Below are 25,404 nucleotides of genomic sequence, written 5' to 3' on the forward strand. Positions count from 1 at the left end.
TTCTCGTGCGGACCACGGCCCACGAAGGGGAAACACAGAATGTCGGGTCTACCCACGGGAAGTCCCGGGGCTTGACCCCGAGGCGGTTCACGTCGACGTGATGACCATCACACGAAGATCGTTTACATTTGTCCCGGTCGGCCCCGATCGAAGAAGTGCCTCAGCGGCCTCAAGGTGTGGATAGACGTCGTTTTGTGCGAGCCCAGCCTGTGCACTCTCCTGGTCGTCAAGTAGCTCGGCATCGACGAGTGCCCCAGCGGCGTCGGTATTGCCGTCAATGCCATCCGTATCAACCGCTCCAACGACGACGCCCGCCGCATCGAGTTCGAGTGCAGCACTCAACGCGAACTCTTGGTTTGGACCGCCATGTCCGTCGCCCGAAACGGTAACCGTCGCTTCTCCTCCAGAAAGGACGACCGCTGGTGGTTCGACCGGTCGTTTCGCGGCGAGTGCTTCCTCTGCGAGACCGACGTGTACTTTCGCGATTTCGCTCGCTTCGCCTCGGACATGTGATGACAAGATCATCGGCTCGTACCCGTGTTCGTGAGCGACTTCAGCGGCACTCTCCAACGCAGTTCCGTTATCTGCCAAGACGTGAACGTCCACACTAGCGAAAGCCGGGTGGTCTTCTGTAGGCGTTTCTGGGTGCCCCCCTTGGCAGCCATCTTTGAGGTGGCGCACAACCGGTTCAGGCGGTTCGATGGTGTAGCGGTCGAACACCGCTTGTGCGTCGCCATATGTCGTCGGATCCGGCGAGACGGGGCCGCTCGCGACTGCACCTAAATCGTTCCCGACAACATCGCTGAACACGAGCCCGATGACATCCGCTGGCGAGGCAGCGACCGCGAGACGGCCGCCCTTGATTGCTGAGAGATGTTTTCGAACCGTATTGATCTCTCCAATCGTCGCACCGGCCCTGAGAAGTGTCTCGGTGACTGCCTGTACGTCACTAAGAGTGAGTGTACCCGCTGGGGCAGGAAGGAGAGCGCTCCCCCCACCCGTCACGATACTGAGCACGAGATCGTCTGTCGTCGCGTCCGACGCGAGCTCCAACAGCTCGGCGGTCCCCGAAACGGCGGACCCATCTGGAATCGGGTGAGACCCCTCGACACAGCTGACCCTCGAGAGCGAAACAGGATCGTCTGTCACGACCAGTCCGTCGTCGATTCGGTCGGACAAGCACGTCTCGAGGGCCGCAGCGACGTGGCCAGCGGCGTTACCACCACCCAACACGAGCAGGCGGTCGTAGTCGTCGAGGTCGTACTCGCGCTCACCGACGTGTAACGTGTTGTCTACTACCGAAACAGTCCGCTCGATAACCGACTGCGGGTGTGCAGCGCGAATCCCCGCCTCAAGGCAGTCGAGTACGAGTTTGTGTTCGGATGTAGCTGCAAGGGCAGCCCGATTTGCAAACATCAGTGGATACTCTCAACCAAGAACTCAAAAATGTACTGGCGTTTCGTGTCTCGTGTTGATGGATAGCTGCGCGACGTTGTCGTGTCTACACAAGACTATTCTCCTCCGCTCGGAGATAGTAACTTCATCCATCAATATTGAAAATAAATAACAATACAAACACTAGTTTTCAGGTATGGGCCAGTCACCCAGGAGATCGTAGTTTTCACCATATATCTCGAGACACCCTCAATAAACTATGTATGTCTCACATTTAATCAGCCATCTCAGCTATTTTCACCGTTATGTATTTCCCTATAGTGTTTCATATCGACAGTCGTCCCAGATAATCGAGCAAAAATAGATTACACTAGTGTTGGAGTATTGTATTAGTCTGTGTCAATTGGCCCGAGACAATACCGTGCTCGAAGAACGGTAGTAATCGACAAAAAGCACAAAACTATCGTGTGGCTCGTCTGCTCAGCACAGCAGAACGACAAACGATTTCAGTCCACGCCGAGCAGGTAGCGAAACCGTGAGTACGACACCGGACACGGCGGGCACGCGACGCGAGATACTGGGCATCGTCGTCGGCTTCTTCCTGCTTTCGACGGCGGCGGCGGCCTACGAAATCGCCCCGGCGAGCGTGCTGCCGGTGATTCAAGAGTCTCTCGGGCTGAGCGCGAGCGCGGCAGGCTGGCTCGTGAGCATCATGTACGCGACGGCGGTCGTCACGAGCGTCCCCGTCGGCGTCGTCCTCGACCGGTTTTCGGTGCGCCGCGTGGTCGCGCTCGCGACCGTCGCCCTCGTCGTCGCCGGCGGCTGGGGCTGGTACGCGGCCACCGCCGGCGCGTACGGCTGGCTCCTCGTTTCGCGGGTGCTCGGCGGCCTCGCGTACGTCACGTTCTGGAACGCGGGCGCGAACGTCGTCGGCAGCGCGGTCCCCCCGGAACAGCGCGCGACCGCGGTCGGCGTGTTCACCGCGAGCGCGCCCGTCGGCTTCGCCCTCGGGCAGTTCGGAAGCCCGCTCATCGCGAACGTCGCCGGGTGGCCCGCGATTCTTCCGCTGTACGCCGCGGTCGCCGTCGTCGGCGTCGTGGTTTTCTTGCTCGCGACCCGCCGGCGCGTCCCCGGCGTCGACGCGCCCGCACCCGACCGGGCGGCGCTCCGCGAACTGTTCGGTAGCCGGGCGGTCTGGACCGTCTGCGCGCTCTGTTTTCTCGCCTACTCGCTGTACCTCTTCGTCAACACGTGGCTCCCGAGTTTCCTCGCCAGCGAGTTCCCGATTTCGCTGGCCGCGAGCGGCCTCCTGACCGCGCTGTTCCCCGCTATCGGCGCGGTCGCGCGGTCGACCAGCGGCGTGGTCACCGACCGCGTGTTCGGCGGTCGTCGTCGCCGGGTCATCGTCTCGTCGTTCGCCGTCGCCACGCCGGCGGTCGTCGCGTTCGCGTTCGTCTCGGAACTCGGCCTCGTCGTCGGCGCGGTCGTCGTCGTCGGCTTCGCCATCCAACTCGTGACGGGGCTCATCTTCTCGTACATCGCCGAACTCGTCGCCCCCGCGGTGCGGACCACGGCCGTCTCGCTCCTGACGAGCGTCGGTCTCCTCGGCGCGTTCGCCGCCCCCATCGCCGCCGGTGCGATTATCGACTACGCGGGATACGCACCGGCGTTCTTCGCCGCCGGAGGCGTCGCTATCGCCGGCGTGCTCTTGGCGCTTCGAGCGCCTGAACCGAGTCGGGCGTAGGCCCACCGCCGTGTCGGCTCTATTGAGCTGTGCCGCAGCTGATGATTTGTCCAACGACTCCTAACAGTGGTCGTCAATCCACTCACAGAACGAGTGGAAGTCTTCTGCACCGCACTGCTCCGCGATACTCCCGAGTGTTCCACGAGGAATCTCGCCGTGAAGCGGCACAGTCGGCCGTCGAACCTCGCCAGTGTCGGGATTGACGTACTCCAGCGTGAGGTGACTCCCAGTTCGTGACTTCGGTTCGTACCCGAATTTCAGCAGCACTTTCGCGACTTCCCGGCCTGTGAACGTCGTTCGGCCCACGTTACTCGTCCCACGGTGGGCGACCTTCGCTTCCGACTTCGTCTTGGTCGAGACCGAGTTCTGCGGCCAGCTCGTCTTCGTCGACAGACTCTCCCTTCCCGTGATAGGCATCGAGGGCGTCAGCGAGCATCCGCAGTGCCTCCGCGCGGTCGTCGCCAAAAGAAGCGACACCCGTCTCGATGTCCTTTGCGGTGACTCGTCCATCATCCTCGTGGATGAACTCGACACCGCCGTTTCGGTTGTCACGAGTCGTGCTGGCCATCTCTACCAGAATTGAGTCGTCGTCTACAAATAAGCGTTCGGACGGCTTGCATCGAACTCTGACCGCCACGACTAGCAGGTTCTACGGATTGCAACGGACCCGCTTCGTCGTGCGTCCTCCCCACAACTACCGCTCCCCTTCCCGGATCATTTATATATTAACTATTCAATTACTTTATATATCTGTGCGTCCGACGACCACGTATGGCTCGCGCAGTCAACCCCGTTCGAACCGACTACTCGAACATCCAGATGGGACTCATGGGGACGCTCATCGTCGCCGGAATCGCGGTGCTCATGATCCCGTTCACACCGTTCATCCTCCTCGGTCTGCTGTGGAGAGCGTTCCATTAGGCACGTCGCTCTCTCTCCAGCCCGCACGTCAGCACGTGTTTTTTCACCCCGTTTGACGCCCGAGTCCGAAACTCGCCGACGGATGTCGGCCGAAAAGAGTCGACGGCTCAGCTCCGAAGCGCGTCGACCGGGCGGTCGTTGGCGGCCTTCCACGCGGGGTAGACACCGCTCAGGACGCTCGCCACGACGGCGAATGCGAACCCGAACAGGAGGTACTGGGAGCTACTCCAGTTGAACACGGCCATCGCGTTACCCGTGAGTAACTGGAACATGGCCAGTCCGACGAGAAGCGACCCGAGCGCTCCGATCAATCCGCCGACGGCACCCATGAGGGCGGCCTCGGTCAGAATCATCCGGAGTACCTCACCACGGCGAATCCCGACGGCCCGGAGGACGCCGATTTCGCCGCGGCGTTCGACCGTGCTCATCAGCATCACGTTGAGGATGGCGACGCTCGCCACGACGAGCGAGATGGCACCGATAGCGAGCAGCGCGTAGTTGAGCGTGTTCAGGAACGTTTCGAGGCTGTCTAAGCTCCCGAACGTGCTCACGCGTAGCTCCTCGTCGTCTTCCCCGTTGAACTGGGCGTCGATCACGTCAGCGAGGGCCGCGGCCGCGTCGCTATTGCCGGCGACGACGGTCACGGTGTCGTACCCGTCCTGCTCAGAGAGCGCTGACATCGGCAACACGAGTTGGCCGCCACCGCCGCCGAAGCCACCCGACTCCTCGAGGAACCCGCTGATGCGGTATATCTGACCGTCGTACTCGACGGGGTCGCCGAGTTCGAGGTCAAGTGTCTCGGCGGTGCCGTTGCTGATGAGCGCCCCCGAAGCCAGCCGATTCGGTGCGTCGCCGTTCGTGAGGTTGTACAGCGCGGCGGCGTTCGTCACCCCCGTGACGCTCATCCGCGCCTCCTCGCCGTTTCGCGCGGTTAGCGCCGTCGAGTTCGACTTCTGTGGAACCACCTCCGCGTCACTCACGATGTCACGGAGCGTTTCGACCTGCGCTCGGGTGACGCCGTCGGTGGCGCTGTCCGCTCCCGAGGCGATCGTCACATCACCGCCGATAGAGCCGAGGTCGGAGGTGGCCTGCTGTTGGAGCGCTGCACCCGCCATCCCGAGCGACGCAATGGAAATCACGCCGATAACGATGCCGAGTGCCGCCAGCACCGTTCGCGTTCGGTTGCGGCCGAGGTTGCGCCACGCCATGAGCGCGCTCGGATACCGCCACAGGTAATCGGCGATACTCACGGCTGATCCACCTCTTGGATGACGCCGTCGACGATGCGGACGGTGGTGTCGGTGTAGTCGAGCATCTGGTCGTCGTGGGTGACCGCGACGATGGCGACGTTCTCGTCTTCCTTCAGCCGCGTCAGTTCTTCGAGAATCGTCTGACCGGTGTCCTGGTCGAGGTTCCCCGTGGGCTCGTCGGCCAAGAGGATGTCCGGTTCGTTGATGAGCGACCGCGCGACTGCGACACGCTGTTGTTGGCCGCCGGATAACTGGTCGGGCGTGTGGTCTAAGCGGTCGCCGAGACCGACGCGACGGAGCAACTCAACCGCGCGGTCGTGCCTGTCTACCGAGGTGTTCCACATCGAGGGGAGTTCGACGTTCTCGACCGCCGTCAGCATGGGAAGCAGGTGGAAGTCCTGGAACACGAACCCGATTCCCGTTCGGCGCTCTTCGGTGAGTTCGTCCTCGCTGAAGTCGGTCACGTCGCGGGCGTCGAGGTGGACGTGGCCCTCGGTGGGCGTGTCGAGCAGTCCGATCATGTTGAGCATAGTACTCTTGCCCGAACCCGAAGGGCCGATGACGGTGACCATCTCGCCGCGGTCGGCGCTGAAGTCCACGCCCTTGAGCGCCTCAACCGTTTCCACACCGCTCTGATAGCGCTTGATGACATCCTCGAGTTCGATGACGCTCATGACTGTTGTCGTCGCCAGTAGACACCAGCAGCACCGACCGCAACGGCGAGTGCGATACCGAGCGCCGCCACGGAGAACCCGCTGCTGCCACCACCGGAACTACTGCTCGCGGCCGCACCACCCCGCGCGGCCGACTCGCTCGACGCGAAGTCGACGTGGACCGTCCGGACGAACTGCTCACCACCCGCAGAGTAGCGGATTTCGACGGGGAGGCTGTCGACTGAGCCGTTTGAATCCGTCTCGGCAGTCAGTTCGAACGTGGCGAACTCGCTGGATTCGACGGTGCCGACGAAGTACTCGCCGTTCGGCGCAGCCGGGCTGACCCCGGCGGCGTCGCCGACGCTCATGAGCACGGAGTCGGCGTCACTGCTCCCGACGTTCGCGGCATCGCCGCTCAGCGTGACGGTCGAACCGCTCCGCGTCGCTTCGATACCGGTCAGTTCGATGTTCGACAACTCGCGGGGGTTGTAGTCGATGGTCGTTTCGGTCGTGTGGGCGTCACCACCGGCGGTGTACGCGGCGACGATGGTTACCGCACCCGTGGGAATGTCGGTCCCGCTGAGTGCGAACGTCTGCGACGTCTTCGGGTCGACGTCCGAGACGAGGGCGCGTTCAACGACCGTTCCGTCGACGACCGCCCGGAACTGAACGTCGGTGAGGCCGACGTTCCCGTACTCTGTGAGCGTCGTCTGAATGACCGACGACCCGTTCGACTCGGCCACCGTCGCGGTGAGACCGGTGTCGATATCAGCGGTCTCGGCGGTCACCGCCTTCTCGACGGTCGCTGTCCGCGTTGCTCCGGTCGCGGTTTTGTACTGGACCGTGCCGCGGAGCGTGTGCTCACCGGCTTCGGGAAATGTCACGTTGTACGTGTAGTCGGCCTTCGAACCGGGCGCGAGCGAGGCGCTCACGCGTTTCGGGTCCTCTACGTCGGCGTCGCCGCCGAGCGTGAGTTTGACGTTCGAAATCGTGTCGGTGTCACCGTTGGCAACGGTCACCCCGACGGAACGCTCGTCGCCCGCGACGGGGTCGAGGTGTTCGAACGAGATTGCGGCCTCGTCTGGTGGCTCGACATCTACGTACACCGGGTAGCTCACACGGGTGTATCCACCGCCTTGTCCCCTAACGGCCGCTTGGACGGTGAGCCGTTTTCTCCCCTCCTCGTCGAGGGTGACACTCATGGGAACGGTCATCTCACGCCCCGCGGTAAGCGACCCGAGATCTTCGGCCCGCGCGTACTCGGCCCCGCTCGGATCGCGGAGGTACACGTCGGTCACGTCGACAGACTCGTCGCCGACGTTGCTCAGGTTGACGGAGACGACGAACGGTTCGCCCGGTGCGGGGTCGCTAACGGACGCGTCGGCATGGATGGCGACTTCGGTCGCACCCGCCGTACTCGCGACGGCGCCGACCGACGACGTGAGCAACAACAACGCGAACACAGCGGAGAAGAACCGCTTCACCGACGCTCCACCCCGATTGCGCTCCGACGACGAGCGAGTCGCCGTCCGATCCGTTGATAGGTCAATACTCGAACGCGGCCATCGGTGTCTGGCTGTCGTTTCACGAGAGAGCAAGCGGCAGATAGGTGATTAAACACCGACACAGATTTTCTGGGTCGGAAAGTTTGACCGGGTCACAGATGTCCGACTGCCGTCTCGGCCCGAGAGTATATAGGGCGACGCACGTTTTCTGGGCCAGAAAATCGACGCACCGATAAACACCACTCACGATGATACCCCGTTGTGTGTGAGGAGTCTACACCGGAGGAAGTCTACCACCTCCTCGACGACAAATACGCACGGACCATCCTCACGTCGACAGACACGACAGCGAAGTCCGCCAAAGAGCTCAGTGAAGCGTGCGACGCGTCGCTCCCGACGATTTACCGGCGCACCGAGCGCCTGATCGACTGCGGACTTCTCGAAGAGCAGACCGAACTCGAAGGCGATGGGCACCACTACAGCGTCTACAAAGCACGGCTCAAGCGCCTCACGGTGGAATTAGAGAACGATGAACTCAAACTCACAATCGAAGAACGGGAGCCCGAAACGATGGCGGACCGCTTCACGCGAATCTGGGAGGAACTGTGATGCAACCGCTTCAGATTGACCTTCTTACGCTGCCGATACGCTACGTGACGCTGTTCGCCGCGTTCTTCGTCACAATCGTGATGGGCCTGTTTATCGTCTTCCAGGCCTACCACGGATACCGTCGGAACGCGAACCGACGAATGCTGTTTCTCGCGGTCGGCCTCGCGTTCGTCACCGTCATTCCACCGCTCATGTCACTCGCCACCGCCTCGTTTGGGCTCCACGTCGACATCTACATGTTTTATCTGCCGCTCGGGACCGCGATAAGCCAAATCGTCGGACTGTCGTTTATCATCTACTCACTTGCGCTTCGGAGCGGGTCCTAGCGTTCGGCCGAGTCCGAGGCGTTTCCGATTCGGCGTCTTTCGCGCGCTTCAGAACCCGTCCAGCACCGGAGGCGACTCGGTCGCCGTCGTTCTCGGTAGCGAACGTCACTCCGGAGTGGGGAGACCGTTCGTGGCAAGGACAAACTATCATAAATCAGAAATAGATTTTAGAAATATACGTTTTCGCTGTCAATTAGGCCCAGAAATACGCGAGTACGCTGATTAATTCAATATCTGGCCGGTCAGGCCAGATTATCGATACTCGAATAGCAGTCTAAGACAAATACTCCTCAAACACCGATAGATGGCCTGATACGTCTATTCATATGTACTGTCCGAACAGACCTAAAATGACATATCTTCAGATAATCTCTATTCCCCTCAATTATTGTATGTTTCTATCTCCGAACGAGAGACACAGACACCCCGCGAGGCCGCTCCCCCCCCCCCGCGGTCGAACTCGTCGTCGACCATCGCCAGCGCCCCGCCGGAGTTGAACAGCAGGCGGCTCACGATGGCGACCGTCAGAACGAGGCAGAACATCGGCTTGACGGCGATGCTCATCTGTCGTCATCATCCCGGCCGGCGGTCGCGAGCGTCGGTTCGGCGTCGAAGGTGCAAGCGGCTTTGTGGCCGCGGGTCGCGCTCGCCACGCCGTCGAGCGTCGCGGTCGACCGCGAGCCCGAGCGGTCGTTACGAATCGAGGTCGAAGTCGTTCTGGACGAGTTCGACGAGCCGTTCGACGGCCTGCTCGCCGTCGCTGCCGTCGGCGGTGATGACGATCTCTTCGTCCGGGCCGACGCCGAGCGAGAGGACGGCGATACTGCTTTTCGCGTCTACTTCCGTCTCCCCGCCTGCTTTCCGCACGGAGATATCCGTCTCGAACTTCGACGCCGTCTGGACGAACATCGACGCGGGGCGTGCGTGGAGACCGGTCTCGTGCTCTACGACTACTGTCGCTGATTTCGCTGCCATCCGTGCCACCATTTCCCACGCCGGTACTAAAGGCTTTACCGCTTCGCGAGCGTTTTTGCCGGCGGACGCGGACTAGTCGCGTGTGATGTTCGCAAGCGCAGCGTATCCAGCGGTAGCTACGAGGGACCGATGAGCGACCGTAGAATCTCGGGCGTCGGCGTGACACCGCTTCTCGGTGTCGGCACGGTCGTCCAGTACGATTCGACGGTCGACCTCGACGAGAGCGAGCGGTCGGCGGCCGGCCCCGAAGCTGAGCTTCGGCGGTTCGAGGCGGCACGGGAGACGGCGGCGGACGAGCTCGCTCGCGAACGGTCACGGACGGCCGAGCGCGTCGGCACCGAAGAAGCGGAAATCTTCGACGCGCACCAGCAGTTCCTCGCCGACCCACAGATCACCGACGGCGTCGAAACCGCGATCAGCGAAGACGGCCTCACCGCCGAGCGCGCCGTTTCGCAGGCGTTCGAGGACCCAATCGCCACGTTCGAGGCCGCAGACGGGATGTTCGCCGAGCGCGCGGACGACCTCCGCGACGTCCGCGACCGAGTGCTTCGCATCCTGCTCGACCGCGACCGGGTCGACCTCTCGGCGCTCCCCGAGGGAACGGTGCTCGTCGCGGAGCGACTCACCCCGAGCGATACCGCGCAGTTAGACCCCGACGCCGTCGCCGGGTTCGTCACGGTCGAGGGAGGACGAACCTCCCACGCCGCCATCATGGCCCGGTCGCTGGCGATTCCGGCGGTGGTCGGCGTCGGCACCGACGTGCTCGACCTTGCTGACGGCACGCGCCTCGTCGTCGACGGCACCACGGGCGACGTGACCGTCGACCCAGACGCCGACGCCATCGCCGCGGCGCGGGAATCGGGCGGTGCAACGGTGGAACACGACCCCGTCACGACGGCCGGCGGCCGACACGTCGAAGTCGCCGCGAACGTCGGGACGCCGCGGGAAGCGGTGGCGGCCGCCGAACGCGGTGCGGACGGCGTCGGGCTCTTTCGAACGGAGTTCCTCTTTCTCGACCGGGAGACGCCGCCGGACGAAGACGAGCAGTACGAGGCGCTCACCGAGGTGTGCGAGGCGTTCGCCGGGTCGCGCGTGGTCGTCCGAACGCTCGACATCGGGGGCGACAAGCCGATTCCGTACGTCGACTCCGACCCCGGCGACAACCCGTTTCTCGGCGTTCGCGGCATCCGGTTCGCGCCGGGCGAGCGACCCGAACTGTTCGAAGAACACGTCCGCGCGATTCTGCGTGCGGCCGCCGGGCCGGCGCAGCTCGCCGTGATGTTCCCGCTGGTGTCGACGGTGACGGAACTCGACGCGCTCCTCGACGAAGTGAGCGCAATCGCCGCGGAACTGGACGAGGCGGGCGTCGACTACGCGGTTCCCGAACTCGGCGCGATGGTCGAGACGCCGGCGTCGGTGTTTCTCGCCCGCGAGTTCGCCGACCGCCTCGACTTCCTCAGTATCGGGACGAACGACCTCACGCAGTACGTGATGGCCGCGGCCCGCGACGACGACCGCGTCGCCTCCTTACACGACCCGCTTCACCCGCCGGTGCTCCGCGCCATCGCGCGGACGGTCGAGGCCGCTCACGACGGCGACGCCTGGGTCGGCATGTGCGGCGAAATGGCCGGCGACCCCGCGCACACGGAACTGCTCGTCGGGCTCGGTTTCGACGAGTTGAGCATGAGCGCCGTGACGATTCCCGAGGTGAAAGCGGGCGTCCGGGCCGTCGATGACGAGTCGGCGGCGGCGCTCGCCGAGGCTGCCCTCCGCGCCGAGACCAACGAGGACGTTCGAGCGCTCTTAGACTAACAACTGGAGTGGAGTGGAGTAGAAGACTGGCCGCTCGCTCGCCGTGAAGCGCCGCTCCGCGGCGTCGTCTTCTCCGGTTCAGCCGTCGAAATCGACGCAGCGCTCGACGACGAGGTCGAGCAGGCCGTCGGCGTCGCGGCGCTTCGTCAATTCGGCGAACTCCTCGGCCTGAAAGAGTTTGGCGAGGTTCGAGAGGAACGACGAGTAGCCCTCGGTCTCTGTCACGAGGAGCAACACGACGACCTCGGCGTCGACGCGCTCGTCGGGGTTGTCCATGCTTCGGAAGGCTATCGACTCGCCCGCGGGCGGCAATCCGAGGAGCACTGCCTGTTCGGAGACGTGGTCGGGGTCGGCGTGGGGGATGGCGATGCCGAACCCCATCGTCGGGATGTCGAGCCCCGTCGGATAGTCGGCTTCCCGCGTCAGGAGGGCATCCGCGTAGCTCTCGTCGGCCCATCCCCGGTCGTAAGCGTACGCGCCGAGTTCCGTGAGGACCGCTTCGTCCGTCTCGCCAGTCAGTTCGAGGCTTTCAGTTCGCATCGATGAGTCGTACGCGGGTCTCCGAGAAAAGTGTTGGTACCGGTTCGCCGACGGTTCGGCGAAGCACGGTGGCTCGTCGCGGTCGAGTCGTGGACACCGACGGGTGGCTCGTGGCTCGCGCGGTCAGTCGTCGGAGCGGCCCTCTGCGGCCGTCACGTCGGCTGACGAGCCGAGTTTGTTGGGCAAGAGGCCGCCGCCCTTCCCGGTGTGACGACGTTCGACGGTCTCCCGCGCTTTCTCTTCTGACGCGCCGGCGACCATGTACATCCGCTGGGGCCACATCCGAAGTGCGACCCAGATACCGAGGACGATGACGAGCCCGACCGCGAGGGCGACCGGCGCCGGGATGAGGGCAAGGACGCCCGTCGCGGGCGACCCCGCGTCAGCGACGGGCGACGTGATGAGCCCGCGGCCAGCGAGGTCGAAGCCCGCGCTCCCCGCCGCCTGCGTCAGGAGGGGCGCCACCGCGGAAGAGATGTAGTGCAGCGGAATCAGCAGGATGGTCCCCGTGACGACCATCTTCACGATGTTGCCGTTCATGATGGGAACCATCAGCGCGAAGAAGAACGGGAACGTCGCCAGGTCGATTCCCCACAGGACGTCGTTTCCGGGGAGGATGATCGACATCACGATGGCGATCGGGACGATGAGCAGGCTGGACGCGATGACCGACTCGTGGCCGATGAGGATGGCCGAGTCGAGGCCAATCGCCATGTCGCGGTCTTCGAACCGCGAGGTCATGAAGTTCCGAATCGACTCCGAAAGCGGCGTCAGCCCCTCCATGAGGATGCCGACCATCATCGGCAGGATGTGCATCACCGCGGCGAACGAGATGCCGGCGGTGAGGATGGCGTACCAGCTCTCGGCGACGAAAAGCGCGTTACTGTAGGCGGCGATACCGATGACGAGACCGATAGCGAGGCCGACGAAGATGGGCTCGCCGAGGATACCGAACCGGTCTTGAATCGCGTCGGGGTCCGCTTCGATGTTTCCGAGGGGTGTCTTGTCCACCGCCCAGTGAATCGGAATCGCGGCGACGGCGTACGGTGCCGAGGTTCCGTGCGGGATGGAGATGCCGGGCGTGTCGAACGTCTCTTCGACGGCCGGCTGCGTCCAGTCCGCGGCGACGAGGACGAACAGCCCAAGCGTCAGCCCGACCGCCACCGAGTACAGCCAGTTGTTCGTGCTCATGTAGACCAGCCCGCCGATGAAGGCGAAGTGCCAGTAGTTCCAGATGTCCACGTTGAGCGTGTAGGTAAAGCCGATAGCGAAGAGGACGAGGTTCATCGCCACGAACAGCGGAATCATCCAGACGCCGAGTTCCGCGATACCGAAGGCGATGGCGGCGGCGGCGGGCCAGCCGACGTCGACCGCCGGCAGCGTGATGCCGGTCACCTCGACCATCTGTTGGGCCAGCGGGCTGATGTTCTCGCTGAACAGTCCGATGACGAGATTGATGCCGATGAAGCCGATACCGATGAGGATGGACGAGCGCGCCGCCTTCAACACGTCCACCCGGAACGCGAGCGCGATGAGGAAGATGATTATCGGAAGGAGGACGCTCACGCCCAACGATTGGATTACGCTGTTGATAGAATTCAACAGGGAACTCACACCACTCTGTAAGAGTACTTCTGGTACTGCCATGTTATTGACTCACAACCCTGTCTCAGGATGAGAGTGATCCCACATAAATATTGCTATCGTTCGTGAAAAATCCGCGTCGCCGACTCGTCGAACAGTCAGTCTTCGAGCGCCGCGGCGATGTCGTCGAGGACCTCGTCTTGGCCGATACCGGTCATGAACGCCGTCGTGTGGATGACCGGGATGTCGAACTTGTCTTGGTTGAGCTGCGTCGTGGTGACGATAAGGTCGAAGTTCCCCGACGAGACCTTGCCGGGGGCCTCCGTCGCCTTCGCCTTGGCGATGGTCCCGATGTCGAGGCCCCGCTCCGGGAGTTTCTCTTTCAGCGCTTCCTTGACGACCGTCGACGTCGCGACCGATGTGCCACACACTACGAGGATGTTTTTCGTTGTCATTGACGTGTATTGCACATCATCGATGACCACTAAAAAGATTGCGCCGGTCTGACGCGCTGCAGTCGCCGAACCAAGCGGGGCGTTCGCCGTCGCCGGCGTCTCAGGGGAAACTCGCGGCGATGTCGCGGAGGAGCGACTCCGGGTCCGACGCGAGCGACACGGCCGATGCGGCACCGGTCGCGTGACCGCCCTGTTCGAAGGCGAGGCGGACGTCCTCGGCGGTCGAGATGCCGCCGCCGACGAGGACGCGAGTGCGCGGGTTCTCCGCTTCGACCATCGACATGAAGGCGCGGACGCGGTCGGGGTGGGTCTGCGTGATCGCGCGGTCCGACGAGATGTCTTCGGGCATCTCGTATATCATCGAGTCGGGGTCGAACTCGGCGACCGCTCGGCCCATCTCGATGCTGTCGACGCAGACGACCGAGTCGAGGTCGAGGTCGCGGCAGCGCTCGATTTTCCACACGAGGTCGGACAGCGTGTCGCGGTTCTCCGCGTGGTTGATGACGACGCCGTCCGCCCCTGCGTCCGCGACGGTCTCAGGGAGGATTTTCCCCATCCCGCGACCGGGCTCGACGGCGTCCATCGCGGGCGCGGTGACGGCGAGGTCGGTGTGTTCGGTTATCAGCCGAATGTCCGGCAGTTGTGGCGTCAACACGAAGCGCGCGTCGGTCTCCGCTTCTATCGTTTCGAGCATGCGCGCGAACGCGAGCGCGTCCTCGCCGCTCGTATCCGGGTACACCTTGAAGTTGACCTGAAAGTGGGGGTACGGAAGGTTCATCAGTGGGTCCGGGAGGTGTTTCGGGAGGTCATAGTAACGTCTCGGCCTCTTCGATGGTCGCGCCCTCGTGGACGATGGCCGAGAGCGCGTCGATGATGGCGGCGGGGTCGTCTCGCTGCCAGACGTTGCGGCCGAACATCACGCCCTGCGAGCCGGCGTCGACGGCACCGTGGACCATCTCCAGTACCTCCCGGTCCGTCTCGACGGTGGGTCCGCCGGCGATGTACGTCGGCACCGGCGCGTTGTGTACGATACGCTCGAAGCCCGTGGGTGGGTACGGCGTCTTCAGGATGTCCGCGCCGAGTTCGAAGCCCAGGCGGTTGGCGTTGACGAGGTAGTCGGTGTCGAACTCGTCGTCTGCGCGCTGGCCCCAGAGGGTCGGCTCGACGATGAGCGGAATCCCCGCGTCGTCGCAGTCCTCGGCCGCGGCCGCGACGAACTCGGCGTTCTCCTTCAGCACGTCGGGGTCCTCCCGGCCGAAGACGAGCGCGACCTTCGCGGCGTCGGCCACGTCGGCGCAGTCTTCGACGCTGAACACCTGGGAGTGGATTTCGGCGTTTTCGATGTCGCCCGGCATCGTCGAGTCGTACAGGAGGTCGAGCGTGCCGATGGTGTGGACGTCGGCGGCGGCGATTCGGTCCTCGAAGCGCTTCAGGAATGGAACGCTCGCGAGGATACCGTCGGGGCCGGCGTCCAGCACCGTGTCGAGGAGCGCCGCGGGGTCCTCGAACCCCTCGAGGGACCCCCAATGGAGGCCGTGGTCGATAGCGACAGTCACCGATCGTCCGAGTGGTTGGTCCGTCATGGCTATTGTAGAATCGTCGTGGTAATCGTTCGCTCGCGCGGGCCGCACAGTTCGAAGAACATGACCTCTTCCCAGGTCCCGAGGTCGAGCTCCCCGTCGCGGAGGACGAGAAGGACCGGTCGCTTGATCATCGCGGAGATGAGGTGCGCGTGAGCGTTCGGCTGCTCACCTGCGGTGATGTGGTCGAGGTCGTGGTAGTAGCCCTCGTCCGGGGGGGCGATCTCCTTGAACTTGTCAATCATGTCGTCGAGGAGCTTCTCTTCGTACTCGTTAGTCGAGAGCGCCGCAGACGTGTGCGGCGTCGACACGTACACGAGTCCGTCGGTCACGCCGAGGTCCTCGATGGTCGCTTCCACCTCGGGAGTGACGCTCAGAATCTCGAACCTGCTGTGGCTCTCGATGGAGAAGCTCTCTGTCTGTATCTCCATACACCGTAGCTCAGGGAGTGAGCGTAAATAGTTTTTGCCGGCACTGCCCCGAACACCGCACAGCGGCCCTTAGACACCAGATACCTCGGTTCCACCTCGTCTGGCTCCGCCGTTCGAACGGCGTCGACGGTTCGACCCGCTGTCTCGCTGAATCGAACAGCTGTTCTACTCGATGGAACAAACTATTTAGGGTTGCCTCGACGACACGCAGTCATGACAGAGAACGCGCCCCACCGGGTCGAAACGAGTCGGAAGACGATTCGGGTGCTCGACGCGCTCCGAGAACACGGGTCGAGCAGCGTGACGTTCCTTGCTCGGGAACTCGAGATGAACAAGAGCACGGTCCACAACCACCTCAGCACGCTCGAAGCCGAGAAGTTCGTCGTCCGCGACGGGACCGATTACGAACTGAGCCTTCGGCTGCTCGGGTTCGGGGGGTACGTACAGCACCGCCACCCGCTGTATCAGGTGGCGAAGCGCGAGGTCCACCGGTTGGCGTCACAGACCGGCGAACTCGCGAATCTGATGGTCGAGGAGTACGGGCAGGGCGTGTATCTCGCCTCCGAACAGGGCGAGCGAGCGGTCGATTTAGACATCTACCCCGGCCTCAGGCGGCCGCTACACGCTATCGGACTCGGAAAGGCGATACTGGCGCACCTCTCTCCCGAGCGCGTCGACGACATCATCGACGAACACGGCCTTCCCGCGGAAACCGACCAGACGATCACCGACAGGGCGGAACTCGACGCACAGTTGGCGACGGTCCGCGACCGGGGCTACGCCGTCGACAACGAGGAACTTATCCGAGGACTCCGGTGCGTCGGCGCGCCCATCATCGCGAAAGACGGGACCGTTCTGGGTGCAATCAGCGTCTCGCAACCCGTCAGCCGCATGAATAACGAACGGTTCACCGACGAGGTTCCCGATATCGTCCAGAGCGCCGCCAACGTCATCGAACTCCACGCGAACCACTAGCTATTACAAACGTACCTTTGTAACGACTTTCGCGACGACTCCTGCAAGCCTCCGCCGGCCCTGTCGAGACTGTTCAGCACCCTTGGACTAGTGTTCTCAATTACAGAATAGAAGGAATCTCAACGATAGTTCGTGTTTGTCCGATTATCGTTCTTATTTCGGTATCAACGCTCGGAATGTCATCTCTCCCGAAACGAATGTCGATTGAACGTGCGCTCGTCCGGATTGTATGCTAACAGCCACCAAATGAACTCTGCTGCGGCCGGTCTGTCGAACCGCGCGCTCGCGCGGTCGACAAGGTCACTGCCTCGGAAGGATTTAATGGCGTCCTACGAGACCCCGTAGTATGGAGAGCCCGCAACTGGTCGGCGTTCATCTCGGTACCGCGAGCGTGCACGTCGATGTGTACAGCACCGACGGGGAACGACTCGCCGGTGGTGAGGCACCGGTCGCCGAGCAGACGACGCTCGCGTGGGAGCGTGCGCTCCATGAGGCGGCACCGGCGCTGCCGCAGACCGGTATCGGCTCGGTCGCAAGTACGTCGGGGACGGCCGTACTCGTCGATAAGTACGGCGAGCCGGTGTTTCCGCCGCAGATGTACTTCGATTCCGCGCCCGAACAGGCATCGAAGCTCCGCGACCTCGACCTGTCCGGCCTCTCGATTAACCAGAACATCGCGTTTTCTCCGACCAGCCCCCTTCCGAAGATTCTGAAGCTTCGCGAGGAACACCCCGAAAAGTTCCAGCGGGTGGAGTGGATTCTCAGCCCGACGACGTGGCTGTTGTATCGGCTCCGGTTCGACGCGTCGACGCCGTGGCACGATATCGAGACCGACTGGACGAACGCGTTGAAGTTCGGTGCCGACGTGACGACGCCACTCCCCACGTGGTTCGAGTCGCTGTTCGAGACGCTCGACCTGCCTCGATCGCTCTTTCCGGCGATTCGACCCCCGGGGTCGTTCATCGGCGTCGCCGACGGCCAGTTAGCCGAGCGGACCGGCTTCGACGGTATCAAACTCTTTCAGGGACTCACCGACGGCAACGCCTCGGTGCTGGCGAACGGCGGCGTCAAACCGGGGGAGTTCAGCATCACCTTCGGCGCGTCGAGCGTCGTCAAGTACGTCTCGGAGACCGTCTCGCCGCACCCGGCGCTGTATTATCACCGCCACCCCATCGACGGCTACCTTCCCGGTGCGTCGTTCGACACCGGCAACCTCCTTCGGTGGTTCTTCGACCGCATCCTCAACTGTACGCCGGAGCGCGGGCTCGAACTCGCCCGACAGGTCCCGAGCGGAGAGGGGTACGAGATGTTCCTCAAGGGCAACCGAAGCCCGTTTTTCGACGCCGACGTCGCGGGGTCGCTCCTCGGACTCAACTACGACAACTCCCTGTCGACCGAGGAAGTCCACGGCCGACTGGCCCGCGGGCTCATCACCGGTATCATCCTGACCGAGTGGACCTACATCTCGCTTGTCGAAGAACACTTCGACACCGACATCGACCGCGTGCTCGTCATCAACGACGGGACGCCGACGCTCGACGGCAACTACGACTGGTGGAACACGCTCCGCGCGTCGATATGGGACCGTCCGGTCGTCGAGATGGAGCCGCGGACGACCGCCGGCGCGGTCATGGCCCCCGCGCTCATCACGTCGATTTACAGCGACGTCGAGACGGCAGCGGAAAACCTCCTCCGGGAGCGCGACGTTATCGAACCAGACCCGTCGATCGGCGCGGACTTCGATACGCAAAAAGAGGCGTACTTCGACCGATGGCGGGACATCGCGGAGTTCTATCAACGGGAGTGACGCCGAGTGCGACCGTTCACTGGCTCTGGTCGCCTTGCATCGGTCCATCTCGTCTCGCCTTCGCTCGTTCCCTGTCGATCGTGGCAACTCCCAGCCTCATTCACGAGCCAGTCGCGTCGTGTGTTCGATGCACAACGAGGCGGCGGGTTCAAGATAGCGAGCGACTCTGCCTTCGGAGGGTGAGGGCGCCCACATCCTAAACGACGAATTTGACAGGTATAATAATATATCAAACAAAATATTGCGCCACCTCGACCGAATAGCGTCTGAAGCGCAAATACCATGCGAATTAGAGGATTTAGCGTCCGGTATGTCGCTTTGACGTTTCGTTAACCGCTGAGTGCGTTCTCGGATAGACGATCTTTTGAAATCGTCCTTGGAGCCACCTATTCAACTATTTAATGGTCCCCCTCGGAAAATTCGCTTGGTACTGACTACTATATTGAATGATTAATCACTACTCTGTTTTCTGATATTTATTATTGTGGGTACAGGGTGCGGACGGCGCACCCGTCGACTGCTACCCCCCGCGGTCGAACTCGTCGTCGACCATCGCCAGCGCCCCGCCGGAGTTGAACAGCAGGCGGCTCACGACCACCCACGTCGGCACCGCGAGGACGACCAGCGCGACCGTGCTCGCGACGGGCGACAGCGGCGGCAACAGCCCGCGGTAGAACCACACGATGGCGAACGTCAGGACGATGCGAAGCATCGGTTTGACGGCGATGCTCATCTGTCGTCGTCACCCCGGCCCTGGTCCCGTCCGCGACCGTCGGTCGCGAGCGTCGGTTCGGCGTCGAAGTTCTCGATGCTGAATCGTTCGTCGACGCCCTGTGCGGCGCTCGGGACGCCCGCGCCGGTCTCGAACTCGTCGACATGGATACAGGCGGCCTTGTGGCCGCCGGTCGCGCCCGCCACGTCGTCGAGCGTCGGGTCGATCGACGTGCACTCCTCGGTCGCCTCGGGACACCGCGGATTGAACGAACAGCCGGAGGGCGGGTCGAGCGGCGAGGGGACCTCGCCTTCGAGCACCTGCCGCTGCCGCGCCAGCTCCGGGACCGGCTGGGGAATCGCGCCCAACAGCGCCCGCGTGTAGGGGTGTTGGGGGTTCGAAAACAGCTCGTCGGCGTCCGCGAGTTCGACGATTTCGCCGAGGTACATCACGGCGACGCGGTCGCAGACGTGGCGAATCACGCTGAGGTCGTGGGCGATGAACAGAAGCGTCAGGTCGAACTCCTCCTGGAGGTCCTCGAGCAGGTTGAGTATCTGCGCTTGAATCGACACGTCGAGCGCGGAGACGGGTTCGTCGGCGACGATGAAGTCGGGGTCGACCGCGAGCGCGCGGGCGATGCCGACGCGCTGGCGCTGGCCGCCCGAGAACTCGTGGGGGTAGCGGTTGGAGTACTGCGGCGGCAGGCCGACCGTCTCCATGAGTTCGTCCACGCGGGCGTCGCGTTCGCCCTCGTAGAGGCCGTGAATCTCCATCGGCTGTTTGATTATCTGGCCGACGGTCTTCCGACGGTTGAGACTCGACGCGGGGTCCTGAAAGACGATTTGGATGCGCTTTCGCATCTCCGTCATCTCCCGGTCCGACAGCGCCGTCAGGTCGGTGCCGTCGTAGCTGACCGTCCCCTTCGTGGGTTCGTCCAGCCGGAGGACCGACCGCGCCGTCGTCGACTTGCCGGAGCCGGACTCGCCGACGAGTCCGAGCGTCTCGCCGCGCTCGATGTCGAACGAGACGCCGTTGACGGCTTTCACGGTCTCGTCGGCCCCGAGCAGGCGGTCGATGAAGCCGTCGTTCTGCGTGAAGTACTTGTGGAGCCCCGAGACGGACAACAGCGGGTCGTCGCTCATTGCGATTCACCTCCGTCGGTCGCGGGAGTCGCAGGACTGCCGCCGTCAGCTTGCACGCCTTCGGTTTCGAGAGCCGACTTCGAGAGGTTGTAGCCGCGCGCGTGGAGACACGCCGCTTCCCGGCCGGGTTCGACCTCCCGGAGTTCGGGGTCGTACGACTCGCACTCGGCGGTCGCGTGCGGACACCGAGGGTGGAACGAACAGCCAGACGGCAGGTCCGTGAGGTTCGGCACGTCGCCTTTGACGGGCGTCAGCCGGTCGGTGTCGTCGGTGAGCCGCGGAATCGACCGCATGAGGCCGCGGGTGTAGGGATGCCGCGGGTTCTCGAAGAGTGCGTCCACCCCGGCGCGCTCGACGACGCGGCCGCCGTAGGCGACGGCGACGCGGTCGCAGGTCCCGGCGACGACGCCGAGGTCGTGCGTGATGAGGATGATACTCATCCCGTACTTCTCCTGGAGTTTGTCGAGGACGTTGAATATCTGCGTCTCGATGGTCACGTCGAGCGCGGTGGTCGGCTCGTCGGCGATGAGCACGTCCGGCTCGCAGGAGATGGCCATCGCGAGCAGCGCGCGCTGGCGCATCCCGCCGGAGAACTGGTGCGGGTAGTTGTCCACGCGCGAGGTCGGCTCTGGGATGCCCACGTCGGCCATGAGTTCGATGGTCCGCTCGCGGGCCGCCGCGTCCGAGACGTCCTGGTGGGTCTTGATGACCCGGCTGATCTGGTCGCCGACGGTGAACACGGGGTTGAGACTCGTCATCGGGTCTTGGAACATCATCGCGATGTCGTTGCCCCGAATCGACCGCATCTCCGCCTCGCTTTTTTCGAGCAGGTCGTCGCCGCGGTAGCGGACGCTTCCCCCCTCGATGCGACCGGGGGCGTCGACGAGTTGGAGCATCGACAGCGCGGTCACGGACTTGCCGGAGCCCGATTCGCCGACGATGCCGAGCGTCTCGCCCTCGTAGAGGTCGAACGACGAGCCATCGACGGCCTTGACGGTCCCCTCGTCGGTGTAGAACCGCGTGACGAGGTCGCGGATTTCGAGTACCGGTTGTTCGTCCGGCTCAGCGCTCATCGCTCGCCTCCGTCGTTGCGGGGGTCGAGCGCGTCGCGCAGGCCGTCACCGAGCAGGTTGAACCCGAGGATGGTGACGACGATGACGAGCCCGGGGAACACCGAGTACCACCACTCCCCACTGTAGAGGTAGCCGCGGGCGTTCGACAGCATCAGCCCGAGGCTCGCGTTCGGCGGCTGGATGCCCAGCCCGAGGAACGACAGCGCGGCGCTGGCGAGGACGGCCGTCCCCATGTAGAGCGTCCCTTGGACCACGACGGTCGGCAGGGTGTTGACGGCGATGTCCTTCACGAGGATGTGTCGGTCGCTCGCGCCGAGCGACTTCGCGGCGTCGACGTAGTCTTCTTCCATCTCCTTGAGGACCGACCCGCGCATGACGCGCGCGAAACTCGGGATGTAGACGACGCCGATGACGGCGATGACCTTCACGATGTTCGGGAGCGTGAACGAGCCGTACTCCGTGCTTCCGACCCCGAGCACGCCGAGCACCGCGATGGCGAGGATGAGACTCGGGAAGGAAAACAGGATGTCCATGAAGCGCATGACGACCTCGTCGACCCAGGTGTTGCGGTAGTAGCCCGCAATCGCGCCGGCGCTCACGCCGAGCGCCATCGCGAAGCCGACGACGCCGAGCGAGACGGTCATCAGCGTCCGCAACCCGTAGATGATGCGCGAGAGGATGTCCCGGCCGTGGTGGTCGGTGCCGAGGTACGCCGTCGTCGTGCCGACGACCTCGCCGGCGTCGTTCTCGACGATCATCTGGGTGCCCATCGGCATCGGGTTGTGTTCGCCGTCCGGTGCCTCGAACTGCGTCGTCGGGTCGTGGGGGGCGAGAAACGGCGCGAACAGCGCGGTCAGGAGCATCGTGAGGATAATCGCAGTCCCCACGAGCGAGAGGGTGTTCTTGCGGAACTCCTTCCAGAACATCTCGAACTGACTGTGGTGCGTACCGGGGGCTTGCGCGGCCGGCACCGCCTCGTCCGTGTGGTCTGTCGTTGCCATGTTAGTTTCCATCGTGTCTGATGCGGGGGTCGAGGTAGGCGTACAGCACGTCCACCGCGAGGTTCGCGAAGACGAACACGCTCGCGATGAACAGGATGAGCGCCTGGATGATGCGGTAGTCGCGGCGGTCGATGGCCAGTATCAGGAGCTTGCCGATACCGGGGAGGTTGAACACCGTCTCGGTCAGAATCGCGCCGTTCATGAGTTGGCCGAGTCCGACGCCGATGACGGTCACGACGGGGATGAGCGCGTTCTTCGAGGCGTCCTTGAGGACGGTTTCGCGCGCGCCGATGCCCATCGCGCGGGCGGTCTTGACGTAGTCCTGACTGAGCGTGTCCAGCATCTCGGAGCGCATCATCCGGGCGATGAGCGCGGAGTAGGCCGTCCCGAGCGTGATGACCGGAAGGAACAACTGCTGGAGGTTCGCCACCGGGTCGACCCACGGCGGCGTCCAGCCGCCGGTCGCCCACGGGAACGAAAACTGCACCGCGAATATCATGATGAGGATGATACCCAGCCAGAAGTCGGGAATCGAGATGCCCGACAGTGCGGCGATGCGCGCGGCGTGGTCCGCGGGCTTGTCCTTCCGGACGGCGCTGATGATGCCCGCCGGGATGGCGATGAGGACCGCCGTAATCATGCTGAGAATCGACAGCTCGACCGTCAGCGGGATGCGCTCGACGATGATGTCGGTGACGGGCGTCCCCTGCTTGACCGTCCACGACACGCCGAAGTCGCCCTGTATCGCGTCGAACACCCACATGCCGTACTGGACGTACAGCGGGCGGTTGAGCCCCATCTCCAGTCGAATCTGCCTGACGAGCTCCTCGCTGCTGAGCGGGCCGAGCATCACCCGCACCGGACCGCCCGGCGCGAGGTGGACGAGCGCGAAGACGACGACGCTCACCCCGAGGAGGACGGGAACGCTCAACAGCAGGCGCTTGAGGACGAACCGGAACATGCTCACGGCCGAGTCACCTCCCGGGTCGCCGTCTGCGGTCGACGAGTCTGGCGCGAACGCGTGTGCATCGGCTCCTCACTCACCCTTCGAGACGAAGCGGTAGTTGTCCTGGAACGTGCCCACGTCGTAGTCGTTGACGGCGTTGCGCCACGCTTCGAGCTTGTTCACGTAGGCGATGTCTATCTGGATGCCGTGTTCGACGAGGTACTCCTCCAGTTCCCAGACGATTTCCTTCTGTTCTTGTTCGTCTGTCGAGGCCTGTGCCTCGCGGAGCTTCGAGACGTACCACTCGTGACCGTTCGAGAAGTCGCCCTCGGCGTCCTCGGGCGCGGCGGGGCCGCTCGGCGCGTAGATGTCTTCGAGGTCGTCCGAGGGGTGGTGCCAGTTGTTGTGGTTGTGGTTGTTGTCGGCGTAGCCGGCGTCGAGCCACGACGTGGCGACCGGAATCGACTGCGCCCAGTCTTCCATCGCGGCGTGCCACGTGTCCGTGCTGTACACCTGATTGAGGAGCGTGGACTTGTCGACGGCGGTGACGCTGGCTTCGATGCCGATTTTCGACAGTTGGTTCTGGATGACGACGGCCTCGTCTTTGAACCACGAGCCCTTGGTGGCGATGATGTCCATCTCGAAGCCGTCGGGGTTGCCCGCGAGTTCGAGTTCCTTCTTGGCCTTCTCGGGGTCGTACATCTGCATCTCCTTGAGCTTCGGCGAAGTCCAGTCGCTGTCGGGGTACCACGGTCCCTTCTGGACCGCGCCCTGTCCGTAGAAAATCTCGTCGAGGATCTCCTCGCGGTCGATGCCGAACAGCACCGCGCGGCGGTTGTGCCGGTTGCTCATCGGGTTGCCCTCCGACTCCATGAGGTTCACGTACAGCACCTGGGTGAAGTTGCCGGGGACGGACTCGGTCGTGATGTCGGGTTGGCCGCTGAGGCTCTCGAAGTCCTTCGGGGGAACCTTGTCCGTCAGGTCGAGTTGGCCGGACCGGAGGTTCGCGAGGCGCGTGGAGTCCTCGCCGATGAAGTCGAACTTGAACTCGTCGACGGCGGGCGCACCCTCCTTCCAGTAGTCTTCGTTCTTTTCGAGGAGGACGTGACTCCCGCTTTTCCACTCGACGAATTTGAACGCGCCGGTGCCCGCGCCGGCGGGGTCCTTCGTGAGGTCGGTCGCGAGGCCGCTCGGCCCCTTCCCGTCCGCGGTGTCGCCGCGGGACCCCTCGGGAACGATACCCTCCAGGCCGCGCGTGAGCCACCAGTTGAGCGTCCCGAACGGCTGGGAGAGGTTGAGCCGGAGCGTCCGGTCACCGACGATTTCGGTGTCCTCGACGAACGGCAGGCGGCTCTTGACCGGCGACTTGTTGTCGGGGTTGAGAATCCAGTCGACGGAGTACTTGAAGTCCTCGACGGTGACCTCGTCGCCGTTGTGGAAGGTGATACCCTCGCGCAGCGTGTACTCGAAGGCCGTCCCACCGTCGACCGGGTCGGGAACCTCGGTCACGAGGCCGGGCTGGAGTTCGGAGTCGGGCGTCAGTTCGATGACCTCGTCGTAGATGAGGCCGCCGATGGTGCTGGTCGCGGTGTCCGTCCAGAGCGCGGGGTCGAAGTTCCACGGCTCCGCGGCGAGCGCGACGTTGACGCGGACGGTCTCTCCCGAGTTGCCCGACGAACCGCTGTCGGTGCTCCCGCCGCTCGTCTCGGTTCCGTCGGAACCGCCGGAATCGCCGCCGGTACAGCCCGCAAACGCGGTCGCGCCGACCGCGCTCGCGGCCGCAATAAATTGCCGTCTGTCCATGTTTATCTCGGTAATGTTGTCGTCTGACATTGTTTCTCGGAGCTACGTACACACCCTTGTAGCGGTACGCGTGATACCTTAGCTCATGAAACACCGTTATTTATATCTTTGGCAACCCCTCACAAACTTGGTACTATCTCGCAATGGGGTTCCGGGCGCGTTCGT

Annotated in this window: 27 protein-coding genes; 7 read left to right on the plus strand and 20 right to left on the minus strand. The window is 63.6% G+C overall.

Features of this window, described 5'->3' with window-relative positions; all coding sequences use genetic code 11:
* Nucleotides 1–87: 87 nt before the first annotated feature.
* Complete coding sequence (locus C454_RS11960) at nt 88–1,416, minus strand: glycerate kinase type-2 family protein (protein WP_004975963.1); 1,329 nt, start codon at nt 1,414–1,416, stop codon at nt 88–90.
* A 514-nt stretch (nt 1,417–1,930) separates the two neighbouring features.
* Between C454_RS11960 and C454_RS11965 the strand changes: the two genes are divergently transcribed.
* Nucleotides 1,931–3,139 (plus strand): MFS transporter, encoded by a 1,209-nt coding sequence (locus C454_RS11965; RefSeq protein WP_004975966.1) that lies wholly within the window; start codon nt 1,931–1,933, stop codon nt 3,137–3,139.
* A gap of 60 nt (nt 3,140–3,199) precedes the next feature.
* Here C454_RS11965 and C454_RS19930 read toward each other — a convergent pair whose 3' ends face one another.
* Together C454_RS19930 and C454_RS19935 are read right to left on the minus strand one after the other, a co-directional pair.
* Nucleotides 3,200–3,445 (minus strand): type II toxin-antitoxin system HicA family toxin, encoded by a 246-nt coding sequence (locus C454_RS19930; protein ID WP_004975968.1) that lies wholly within the window; start codon nt 3,443–3,445, stop codon nt 3,200–3,202.
* 1 nt (nt 3,446) lies between these two features.
* The gene (locus C454_RS19935; RefSeq protein WP_004975970.1) at nt 3,447–3,707 is read right to left on the minus strand and encodes a type II toxin-antitoxin system HicB family antitoxin; all 261 of its coding nucleotides are present in this window, start codon (nt 3,705–3,707) and stop codon (nt 3,447–3,449) included.
* A gap of 203 nt (nt 3,708–3,910) precedes the next feature.
* On the opposite strand from C454_RS19935, the gene C454_RS20770 reads away from it, so the two are divergent.
* Entirely contained in the window at nt 3,911–4,060 is a 150-nt protein-coding gene (locus tag C454_RS20770) for a DUF7535 family protein (RefSeq protein WP_004975973.1), read from the plus strand.
* A gap of 107 nt (nt 4,061–4,167) precedes the next feature.
* Here C454_RS20770 and C454_RS11975 read toward each other — a convergent pair whose 3' ends face one another.
* The 3 genes from C454_RS11975 to C454_RS11985 are packed head-to-tail and all read right to left on the minus strand — an operon-like array spanning nt 4,168 to nt 7,447.
* Nucleotides 4,168–5,310 (minus strand): ABC transporter permease, encoded by a 1,143-nt coding sequence (locus C454_RS11975; RefSeq protein WP_004975975.1) that lies wholly within the window; start codon nt 5,308–5,310, stop codon nt 4,168–4,170.
* Nucleotides 5,307–5,984, minus strand: a complete 678-nt coding sequence (locus C454_RS11980) for an ABC transporter ATP-binding protein (protein ID WP_004975976.1) — start codon at nt 5,982–5,984, stop codon at nt 5,307–5,309. Before C454_RS11980 ends, C454_RS11975 begins: the two co-directional genes overlap by 4 nt.
* A complete protein-coding gene (locus tag C454_RS11985; protein WP_004975977.1) occupies nt 5,981–7,447 on the minus strand; it encodes a COG1361 family protein in 1,467 nt (488 codons plus the stop codon). The genes C454_RS11980 and C454_RS11985 overlap by 4 nt, the downstream gene beginning before the upstream one ends.
* 282 nt (nt 7,448–7,729) lie before the next feature.
* Between C454_RS11985 and C454_RS11990 the strand changes: the two genes are divergently transcribed.
* Complete coding sequence (locus C454_RS11990; protein ID WP_004975978.1) at nt 7,730–8,077, plus strand: helix-turn-helix transcriptional regulator; 348 nt, start codon at nt 7,730–7,732, stop codon at nt 8,075–8,077.
* The gene (locus C454_RS11995) at nt 8,077–8,403 is read left to right on the plus strand and encodes a DUF7521 family protein (RefSeq protein ID WP_004975981.1); all 327 of its coding nucleotides are present in this window, start codon (nt 8,077–8,079) and stop codon (nt 8,401–8,403) included. Before C454_RS11990 ends, C454_RS11995 begins: the two co-directional genes overlap by 1 nt.
* Nucleotides 8,404–8,784: 381 nt before the next feature.
* Here the strand turns inward: C454_RS11995 and C454_RS12000 are convergent, their stop codons facing one another.
* Nucleotides 8,785–8,967, minus strand: coding sequence for a hypothetical protein (locus C454_RS12000; RefSeq protein WP_004975987.1), 183 nt, complete (start codon nt 8,965–8,967; stop codon nt 8,785–8,787).
* 129 nt (nt 8,968–9,096) lie between these two features.
* On the minus strand, nt 9,097–9,378 hold the full coding sequence (locus C454_RS12005; RefSeq protein WP_081605232.1) for an HPr family phosphocarrier protein: 282 nt from the start codon (nt 9,376–9,378) through the stop codon (nt 9,097–9,099).
* A gap of 129 nt (nt 9,379–9,507) precedes the next feature.
* Here C454_RS12005 and ptsP point away from each other — a divergent pair, with 129 nt between their 5' ends.
* Nucleotides 9,508–11,190: a phosphoenolpyruvate--protein phosphotransferase gene (ptsP, locus tag C454_RS12010; RefSeq protein ID WP_004975992.1), complete on the plus strand. Its 1,683-nt coding sequence runs from the start codon at nt 9,508–9,510 to the stop codon at nt 11,188–11,190.
* 78 nt (nt 11,191–11,268) lie between these two features.
* Here the strand turns inward: ptsP and C454_RS12015 are convergent, their stop codons facing one another.
* From C454_RS12015 to C454_RS12040, 6 genes are all read right to left on the minus strand, one after another.
* Nucleotides 11,269–11,730, minus strand: a complete 462-nt coding sequence (locus C454_RS12015) for a PTS sugar transporter subunit IIA (RefSeq protein WP_004975995.1) — start codon at nt 11,728–11,730, stop codon at nt 11,269–11,271.
* Between the two features lie 123 nt (nt 11,731–11,853).
* Nucleotides 11,854–13,296 carry a PTS galactitol transporter subunit IIC gene (locus tag C454_RS12020; protein ID WP_049905142.1) on the minus strand — a complete coding sequence of 481 codons (1,443 nt, stop codon included), beginning with the start codon at nt 13,294–13,296 and terminating at the stop codon, nt 11,854–11,856.
* A 176-nt stretch (nt 13,297–13,472) separates the two neighbouring features.
* Nucleotides 13,473–13,769 (minus strand): PTS sugar transporter subunit IIB, encoded by a 297-nt coding sequence (locus C454_RS12025; RefSeq protein WP_004976001.1) that lies wholly within the window; start codon nt 13,767–13,769, stop codon nt 13,473–13,475.
* 100 nt (nt 13,770–13,869) lie between these two features.
* Complete coding sequence (locus C454_RS12030) at nt 13,870–14,547, minus strand: triose-phosphate isomerase (RefSeq protein ID WP_004976006.1); 678 nt, start codon at nt 14,545–14,547, stop codon at nt 13,870–13,872.
* Nucleotides 14,548–14,575: 28 nt separating this feature from the next.
* A complete protein-coding gene (locus C454_RS12035; protein WP_004976008.1) occupies nt 14,576–15,352 on the minus strand; it encodes a class I fructose-bisphosphate aldolase in 777 nt (258 codons plus the stop codon).
* 2 nt (nt 15,353–15,354) lie between these two features.
* Nucleotides 15,355–15,780 carry a secondary thiamine-phosphate synthase enzyme YjbQ gene (locus tag C454_RS12040; protein ID WP_004967184.1) on the minus strand — a complete coding sequence of 142 codons (426 nt, stop codon included), beginning with the start codon at nt 15,778–15,780 and terminating at the stop codon, nt 15,355–15,357.
* Nucleotides 15,781–15,993: 213 nt separating this feature from the next.
* On the opposite strand from C454_RS12040, the gene C454_RS12045 reads away from it, so the two are divergent.
* A complete protein-coding gene (locus C454_RS12045; protein ID WP_004976010.1) occupies nt 15,994–16,755 on the plus strand; it encodes an IclR family transcriptional regulator in 762 nt (253 codons plus the stop codon).
* Between the two features lie 346 nt (nt 16,756–17,101).
* On the plus strand, nt 17,102–18,562 hold the full coding sequence (locus C454_RS12050) for an FGGY family carbohydrate kinase (RefSeq protein WP_004976013.1): 1,461 nt from the start codon (nt 17,102–17,104) through the stop codon (nt 18,560–18,562).
* Nucleotides 18,563–19,082: 520 nt separating this feature from the next.
* On the opposite strand, the gene C454_RS12055 is transcribed toward C454_RS12050, so the two are convergent.
* The 6 genes from C454_RS12055 to C454_RS12080 all read right to left on the minus strand — a co-directional run bounded on the left by C454_RS12055 (nt 19,083) and on the right by C454_RS12080 (nt 25,269).
* Entirely contained in the window at nt 19,083–19,295 is a 213-nt protein-coding gene (locus C454_RS12055; RefSeq protein WP_004976015.1) for a hypothetical protein, read from the minus strand.
* Nucleotides 19,292–20,416: an ABC transporter ATP-binding protein gene (locus tag C454_RS12060; RefSeq protein WP_004976018.1), complete on the minus strand. Its 1,125-nt coding sequence runs from the start codon at nt 20,414–20,416 to the stop codon at nt 19,292–19,294. Before C454_RS12060 ends, C454_RS12055 begins: the two co-directional genes overlap by 4 nt.
* The gene (locus C454_RS12065; RefSeq protein WP_004976023.1) at nt 20,413–21,489 is read right to left on the minus strand and encodes an ABC transporter ATP-binding protein; all 1,077 of its coding nucleotides are present in this window, start codon (nt 21,487–21,489) and stop codon (nt 20,413–20,415) included. Before C454_RS12065 ends, C454_RS12060 begins: the two co-directional genes overlap by 4 nt.
* Nucleotides 21,486–22,490 (minus strand): ABC transporter permease, encoded by a 1,005-nt coding sequence (locus tag C454_RS12070; protein WP_004976026.1) that lies wholly within the window; start codon nt 22,488–22,490, stop codon nt 21,486–21,488. The genes C454_RS12065 and C454_RS12070 overlap by 4 nt, the downstream gene beginning before the upstream one ends.
* Nucleotide 22,491: 1 nt before the next feature.
* Complete coding sequence (locus C454_RS12075) at nt 22,492–23,451, minus strand: ABC transporter permease (RefSeq protein WP_004976027.1); 960 nt, start codon at nt 23,449–23,451, stop codon at nt 22,492–22,494.
* A gap of 75 nt (nt 23,452–23,526) precedes the next feature.
* Entirely contained in the window at nt 23,527–25,269 is a 1,743-nt protein-coding gene (locus C454_RS12080) for an ABC transporter substrate-binding protein (RefSeq protein WP_004976029.1), read from the minus strand.
* Between the last annotated feature and the right edge of the window lie 135 nt (nt 25,270–25,404).

Source organism: Haloferax gibbonsii ATCC 33959 (assembly GCF_000336775.1).
In the GTDB taxonomy this organism is placed as follows: domain Archaea; phylum Halobacteriota; class Halobacteria; order Halobacteriales; family Haloferacaceae; genus Haloferax; species Haloferax gibbonsii.